The sequence below is a fragment of the Streptomyces sp. LS1784 genome, assembly GCF_020103755.1.
GTDB lineage: Bacteria > Actinomycetota > Actinomycetes > Streptomycetales > Streptomycetaceae > Kitasatospora.
Window position 1 is genome coordinate 1 of sequence record NZ_JAHSQD010000418.1, and the last position, 7,213, is coordinate 7,213.

Annotated in this window: 6 protein-coding genes and 1 pseudogene; 4 read left to right on the forward strand and 3 right to left on the reverse strand. The window is 74.3% G+C overall.

The genetic code is table 11. From position 1 onward, the window contains the following. On the reverse strand, nucleotides 1-199 hold a 199-nt coding region (locus KS423_RS33160), incomplete at its 3' end, for a DUF4140 domain-containing protein (protein ID WP_224283463.1). A gap of 414 nt (nucleotides 200-613) precedes the next feature. On the opposite strand from KS423_RS33160, the gene KS423_RS33165 reads away from it, so the two are divergent. The 4 genes from KS423_RS33165 to der all read left to right on the forward strand — a co-directional run bounded on the left by KS423_RS33165 (nucleotide 614) and on the right by der (nucleotide 5,525). After that, nucleotides 614-1,699: a prephenate dehydrogenase gene (locus KS423_RS33165; protein ID WP_224283464.1), complete on the forward strand. Its 1,086-nt coding sequence runs from the start codon at nucleotides 614-616 to the stop codon at nucleotides 1,697-1,699. A gap of 100 nt (nucleotides 1,700-1,799) precedes the next feature. Beyond that, nucleotides 1,800-2,897 (forward strand): DUF4419 domain-containing protein, encoded by a 1,098-nt coding sequence (locus KS423_RS33170; protein WP_224283465.1) that lies wholly within the window; start codon nucleotides 1,800-1,802, stop codon nucleotides 2,895-2,897. 288 nt (nucleotides 2,898-3,185) lie between these two features. Then, nucleotides 3,186-3,899, forward strand: a complete 714-nt coding sequence (cmk, locus tag KS423_RS33175) for a (d)CMP kinase (protein WP_224283466.1) — start codon at nucleotides 3,186-3,188, stop codon at nucleotides 3,897-3,899. Between the two features lie 171 nt (nucleotides 3,900-4,070). After that, nucleotides 4,071-5,525, forward strand: coding sequence for a ribosome biogenesis GTPase Der (der, locus tag KS423_RS33180; protein WP_224283467.1), 1,455 nt, complete (start codon nucleotides 4,071-4,073; stop codon nucleotides 5,523-5,525). A 145-nt stretch (nucleotides 5,526-5,670) separates the two neighbouring features. Here the strand turns inward: der and KS423_RS33185 are convergent, their stop codons facing one another. Together KS423_RS33185 and KS423_RS33190 are read right to left on the reverse strand one after the other, a co-directional pair. Beyond that, entirely contained in the window at nucleotides 5,671-6,510 is an 840-nt protein-coding gene (locus tag KS423_RS33185) for a hypothetical protein (protein ID WP_224283468.1), read from the reverse strand. Between the two features lie 197 nt (nucleotides 6,511-6,707). Further along, nucleotides 6,708-7,213: pseudogene (locus tag KS423_RS33190) on the reverse strand (hypothetical protein); the annotation flags it as partial.

Sequence of the window (7,213 nt, forward strand, 5' to 3'; positions counted from 1 at the left end):
GGGCGCGCAGCGAGCGGCCGTCCAGGGCGGCGGGCAGGCCGGTCAGCCGGAGCCGTCCGCCGGGCGGGACCGGGACGGTGGCCCGGCGGCGGCACACCGCGCCCTCGGCGTACACCACGACGGAGTCCAGGACCGACGGGTGGGCCGGTACGGCCGGCGGTTTCGACTGCCCGCTCCGGCCGCTGTGCTGATCGTCCATGCGCAACCCCTTCGTTCGCGTGTCGCCCGTTGTGCAGCGCCCGTTGTGTGGCGCCTGTTGCGTGGCGTTCGTCGTGCCGCGCGGGTCTCCGGCTCGGCCGCGCGCCTGCTCGGTCCGCTGTCGTGCTGTCCTGCCGTGGTCCGGTTTCTCCGTGCTGCCCGCGCCCTGCCCCGGTCGGCCAGTCTGCCCGGCTCCGGGGCGGGCGTCGCAGGATTTCCGGGTACGGCGTGTGCACTGTGTGGGACGGGGGCGGGCCCGTCGCGGTTGCCGGCGCCGGTAGCTGCCGGGTCCGCCGTTCCGGTTGCCGGGCGGCGGGTGGGGACTTCGCCGGGGTGGATGAGGGAGGATGGGGCGCGGGTGCTCCCGGACGGTCCCGGCACCTGTCGAGAATCGTGATGAGGAGAGCGACCCGCCATGCGCACTGCCGTCGTCGTCGGCACCGGACTGATCGGCACCTCCGCCGCGCTCGCGCTGACCGCTCGCGGACTGACCGTCTATCTGGAGGACGCCGACCCGGACGCGGCCCGCACCGCCGAGTCGCTCGGCGCGGGCATCACCGACCCGGTCGACGGCCCGGTGGACCTGGCGATCATCGCCGTCCCGCCCGCGCTGGTCGGCAAGGTGCTCGCCGACTGCCAGCGCCGCAACCTGGCGCACTGGTACACCGACGTCGCCAGCGTGAAGGCCGGCCCGGGCAGTGAGATCGCCGAGCTCGGCTGTGACACCGTCCACTACATCGGTAGTCACCCGATGGCCGGCCGTGAGCGATCCGGCCCGCTGGCCGCCCGCGCGGACATCTTCGAGGGCCGCCCCTGGGTGCTCACCCCGACCGGCGACACCAACACCGAGACGCTCAACGCCGCGCTGGAGCTGGTCGCGCTCTGCGGCGCGGTGCCGATCGTGATGGACGCCGCCGAGCACGACCGGGCGGTCGCCCTGGTCTCGCACGCCCCGCAGCTGGTCTCCTCGCTGGTCGCGGCCCGGCTGGAGAACGCCGACGAGACCGCCATAAGGCTCTCCGGCCAGGGCGTGCGCGACGTCACCAGGATCGCCGCCTCCAACCCCGGTATGTGGGTCGACATCCTCTCCGCCAACGCGGGCGCCGTCGCCGACGTCCTGGAGGGGGTGGCCCGCGACCTCGGCGAGACCGTCACCGCGCTGCGCGCCATGGCGGCCGCCGAGGAGAGCGAGCGCCGGGCCGGCGCGGCCGGGATCGAGGCGGTCATGCGGCGCGGCAACACCGGCCAGGCCCGCATCCCGGGCAAGCACGGTGCGCCGCCCACCCGGTACGAGACCGTGGCGGTCGTGCTGGGCGACCAGCCGGGCGAGCTGGGCCGGCTGTTCGGTGAGGTCGGCGACTCCGGGGTCAACATCGAGGACGTCGTCATCGAGCACTCGACCGGGCAGCAGGTCGGCTTCGTGCAGCTGTCGGTGGCGCCGGCGGCGGTGAAGCGGCTGACCAAGGCGCTGCGGGCGAGCGGCTGGAGCGTCCGGGACTGAGGCCGCGCTGCGGGCGGCCGGGGAGAGCGAGCGGCTGTCGGCGAGCGGGCGGTTTCCGGCGGGGCGTTCCTTGGAGGGGCGTTCCGGGGAGGGGATTGGTGTGATCGTCGACGTGCCGCTGGGGGAGACCGGGCACGGGTCCGCCGGAGACCTGGTGGACCTCGGGAACGAGCGGTTCCTGCGGGCGGTGCTGGGCGGGCGGTACCTGATCCGCCACCGCAGCGTCGAGACGATGTGCGAGCGGCCCCGGCCCGTACCGCCGTACCCGGAGTGCGCCGAGCCGGAGCCGACCTTCAGCCTGCTGCTGCGGGCCGCTCACGCCGCCTTCGCCGAGCACCTGCCGCTGAGCCTGTCCCCGGACGTGCTCTGGTACGCGGTGGTGTACGAGGTCGCGGTGCACGTACGGATGTACCCGCCGCGCTACCGGGCACTGTTCGGTGCGGCCGGCGAGGGCCGGGCCCCGATCGTGGTGCGGGACGACAGCCTGGCGGGGCCGTCGGTGGACCGGTCGGAGCCGGACTGGTCCCGCTCGGTCCGGCTGGTGCGGGAGCCGCTCGCGGCGGCCGTCGGCGCGGAGCTGGTGGACCTGTTCCGACCGGACTTCTCCACCACGACGCCGGACGACGCCTCCTCGGCACTGGTGGCGCTGATGGACGTGGTCAGCCCGTACTACGACTTCCGCTGGGAGACCCGCTGCGGCATCCCGAGGGTGCGGCTGGAGGGCACGGTCGGGGACTGGGCGCGGCTGGCGGCCGGGGTGGGCGCGCTGGCGCGGCACTTCGGCTGGCTGGCGCCGTGGTTCGCGCAGCTGCGGCCGGTGGTGGACGAGATCGCCGCGACGGCGGCCGGCGGGCCGGTGGACGAGGAGTTCTGGCGCTCGCTGTTCAAGTGGCGCTCGATGTCCGGCGGGCCCCGGGTGACCGGCTGGCTCACCGCCTTCCTCGCCCACACCCAGACGCCGGACGGGCCCAGGCTGCGGCGCTCCTTCGACTGGCGGGAGGCGGCGGGCCGCGAGTACCACCAGGAGGCGTTCGAGGTGAACGACTTCCCGTCGCACCTGTCGAGGGTGCCGTTCGTGTGGGAGGTGCTCGGGCGGGAGGTGCCGATGGTGCTGGTCGGCCGGGTGCTCGGGGTCGAACGGGACGGGGAGTACCTGCGGCCGCGGCTGGGGACGGCGGTGCTGGAGGCGGTGGAATAGCGGCGGGGCGGGGTGTGACGGGGCGTGACGGGGCTGGGTGCTGGGCCGGGCCTGGTGGTCGGTGCCGACTGGTCAGTGCCGACTGCTCGGGGCTGACTGCTCGGGGCTGACTGCTCGGGATCGGATGCTCAGGGTCGACTGGTTGGGATCGACTATTCTGGGGCGACCGGTCGGGCTCGGACGGCGGCGGAACGGGTCACGGCGGCGGTCCATTAACCTTGAGGGAGACAATCCCCGGCCGCCCGCCTGCCCAGGCTCCGGCTCCCATGCTCAGAGAGAGGTTCGCCCGTGGACACTGCCGACCGAGCGCACGCCCCGGTCGTCGTCGCCATCGACGGGCCCTCCGGCTCCGGCAAGTCGACCGTCTCGCGGGCGGTTGCCGCCCGGCTGGGCCTGAGCTTCCTGGACACCGGTGCCATGTACCGGGCGATGACCTGGTGGATGCTGGTCAACGAGGTCGATGTCGACGACCCGGAGGCGGTGGCCGTCGCGTGCGGCAAGCCGGTGATCGTCTCGGGCACCGACGCCGACGGCCCCACCATCACGGTGGACGGCCAGGACGTGTCCGGCCCGATCCGCGGCCCCGAGGTGACCGCCAAGGTCAGCGCCGTGTCCGCGGTGCCGGCCGTGCGGTCCCGGCTGGTGGAGCTCCAGCGCGGCTGCGCCGAGGTCGCCGAGCGCGGCATCGTCGCCGAGGGCCGGGACATGGGGACCGTGGTGTTCCCGGACGCCACCGTCAAGGTCTTCCTGACCGCCTCCGAGGAGGCCCGGGCCGCGCGCCGTGCGGCCGAGCTGCGCGCCAAGGGCGTGGACGAGGCGACCATCACCGCGATGGCCGCCGACCTCGCCCGCCGCGACGCCGCCGACTCCTCCCGGAAGACGGCCCCGCTGACCCAGGCCGCGGACGCGGTCCGGGTGGACACCAGCGACCTCACCCTGGAGCAGGTGATCGACCGGATCGCCGGGCTGGTGGAGGAACGGGCCGGACTGTCCGCGGTCTGACCGGCTGCCGTCGGTCCGATCAGGACCGGCCCGACCACCCTCGGGCCGACCAACGAGTGAACCGCGGGCCGTCGAGGTGCCGCGGAGCCAACCATCGCGCTGCCCCGAGCGGGGCAGGTACGCACGGCACGCCCCTGGGAAGGGCCGTGCCGGGAAACGGAACAGACGAACATGACCGCAGAGCACTCCGCCACCGACCACGGTGAGCTGGACGCCGCCGACTACGCCGAGTTCATGGCACTTGCCGCCGAGGAGGGCTTCGACCTCGACGGCCTCGACGCCGTGGACGGCGCCGAGCACGTCCGACTGCCGGTGCTCGCCGTGGTCGGCCGCCCGAATGTCGGCAAGTCGACTCTGGTGAACCGCATCATCGGCCGCCGCGAGGCCGTCGTCGAGGACAAGCCGGGCGTCACCCGCGACCGGGTCACCTACGAGGCCAGCTGGAACGGCCGCCGCTTCAAGGTGGTCGACACCGGTGGCTGGGAGATCGACGTCCTCGGCATCGACGCCATGGTGGCGGCCCAGGCCGAGCTGGGCATCGAGCAGGCCGACGCGGTGCTGTTCGTGGTGGACGCCACTGTCGGCGCCACCGACACCGACGAGGCCCTGATCAAGATCATCCGCCGGGCCGGCAAGCCGACCGTCCTGTGCGCCAACAAGGTCGACGGCCCGTCCACCGAGGCCGAGGCCGCCTACCTGTGGTCGCTCGGCCTCGGCGAGCCGTACCCGGTCTCCGCGCTGCACGGCCGCGGTTCGGGCGACCTGCTGGACGCCGTCATGGACGCGCTGCCCGAGGCCCCGCCGCAGACCTTCGGCGACGCCGCCCCCGGCGGCCCGCGCCGCATCGCGCTGATCGGCCGGCCCAACGTCGGCAAGTCCAGCCTGCTGAACAAGGTGGCCGGCGAGGAGCGCGTGGTCGTCAACGAGCTGGCCGGCACCACCCGCGACCCGGTCGACGAGATGATCGAGCTCGGCGGCAAGACCTGGAAGTTCGTGGACACCGCCGGTATCCGCCGCCGGGTCCACCTGACCGCCGGCGCCGACTTCTACGCCTCGCTGCGCACCGCCGCCGCGCTGGAGAAGGCCGAGGTCGCGGTCGTCCTGATCGACGCCAGCGAGACCCTCGCCGAGCAGGACACCCGGATCATCTCGATGGCCGTCGAGGCCGGGCGCGCCGTCGTCATCGCCTACAACAAGTGGGACCAGCTGGACGAGGAACGCCGCTACTACCTGGAGCGCGAGATCGAGCGCGACCTCGTCCAGGTGCAGTGGGCCCCGCGGGTCAACGTCTCGGCCAAGACCGGCCGGCACATGGAGAAGCTCGTCCCGGCGATCGAGACCGCGCTGGAGGGCTGGGAGACCCGCATCCCGACCGCGCGTCTGAACGCCTTCCTCGGTGAGCTGGTCGCGGCCCACCCGCACCCGATCCGGGGCGGCAAGCAGCCGCGCATCCTGTTCGGCACCCAGGCGGGCATCCGCCCGCCGCGCTTCGTGCTGTTCGCCTCGGGCTTCCTGGAGGCCGGTTACCGGCGCTTCATCGAGCGCCGACTGCGCGAGGAGTTCGGGTTCGTGGGGACGCCGATCTCGATCTCGGTGCGGGTCCGGGAGAAGCGCAAGAAGAAGTAGACAGGAGTGGTCGGTCCGCCGACCGACAGCCGGAGGGCCCCGCCACCATCGTGGCGGGGCCCTCCGGCGTCTTTGGGGCGTGGGCCGGGTTTTCTGCTCGGCGGGGCGTGGGCCGGGTTTCGTGCTCGGGGTGGTGGTCGCGGGGTCAGCGGTGGTCGGCGCTGGAGCCCGGGGGCAGGGAGAGCATCTGGCGGTGGCGGCCGCCGGTGGACGGGGCGGCGGTGAGACCGGTGGCCGTACCCATCACCGGGGAGGGTGCGGGCGGTGCCGGAGGTGCGGGCGCGGGGACCGGCATCGGGTGCGGGGCCGCGCCCAGGTAGCCGGCCGCGATCCAGCCCTGACCGTTGGTGAACTGGGCGGCCGGGGCGGCGGGTTGGGCCGGGTCGGGGGTCGCGTTGGTGTGGCCGGGGCCGTCGTTGGTGGGAGCGGCGGGCTCGGGGTGGCCGGCGGAGTGGCCGCGGTGGTGACCGGTGGTGTGACTGCCGGTGTGACCGCCGGCGTGGCTTCCGGTGTTATGGCTGTCGGCGGTGTGACTGCCGGCGTGGGTGCCGGCGTGAGTGTCGGCGGTCACGTGGGTGCCGGTGTGGCCGCCGGCGTGGCCGTGTTGCTGAGCACCGGTGTGGCCGTGCTGCCGGCCACCGGTGGCGCCCGAGCCGTGGTGCTGGGGGCCCGGCACGAACTGGGGGAGACCCGGCGCCTGGCCCGCGAGGGTGTGGAAGGCCTGCTGCTGGGGCGGGTACGTACGCTGCTCGCCGAGCAGCGGGTAGCCGTCGCGGACCGCGAAGCCCGTGAACTTCAGGCCCTCCTCGCCCGAGCGGTCGCCGGGCAGGGCGCGGAAGAGGCGCCGGAACTCGGAGTACAGCTCGTCGTAGATCGGCGTGGTGGAGTGCGGATGCTCGGCGTCGTACGACGGGCGCATGCCCGGGATCGAGCGCGAGGCGGTGGCGGACCGGCCGGGGGACGCGGAGACGTCGTAGCTGTACACGTAGGGGCCAACGAGCGAGAGGGGCGGGGGATGCGGGATATGGGGGTGCGGGTGCGTCGACGCGCCGGAGCGCGGAGGGGCAGGTGCGCCGGGGTGTGGTCCGGGCTGCACGCCGGGGTGTGGTGGGCACACGCCCGCCGGAAGGCGGCCGTGGGGGTGGGAGGCAGCCTTCCGGCGGGTCGGGGCGCGGAGACGGATCAGGTGCCGGCGAGCGGGAGGGAGGCGGCCACCACCTGGCCCAGCGCCACCGCCCGTTCCAGTGCCTGGCGCAGCAGGTCCTCGCGGGGCTGGCGGCCGACCATGCCGGCCGGTACGGCGTACATCGTCACCTCGGAGAGCTGGCTCGCGGCCATCCGCCAGGCGTCGGTGACCTGGAGTGGCTGGTGCGCCTGCCACCAACCGGTGCTGCCGCCGGCCGCGGCGGGCTGGAGGATCGCGTGCAGCTTGCCCATCGCGACCAGGACGGACCAGCCGGGCAGCTGATCCGGGGTCTCGTCCAGGTGGGTGACGGGCTGGAAGCCGGCGTCCTGGAGCAGGTCCAGGAACTCGTCCTCGCCCGAGGTGCTGCCGGGGCGGCCGACCGGCCCGGTCGGCTCGACCACCAGGGAGGCGTGCCCGACCCTGCCGTGCAGGACCAGCCCGCAGGTGATGCCGAGGATGGCGGCCTGGCCGGGGGTGGTCGGCTGGGTCGGGGCGGGGCCGA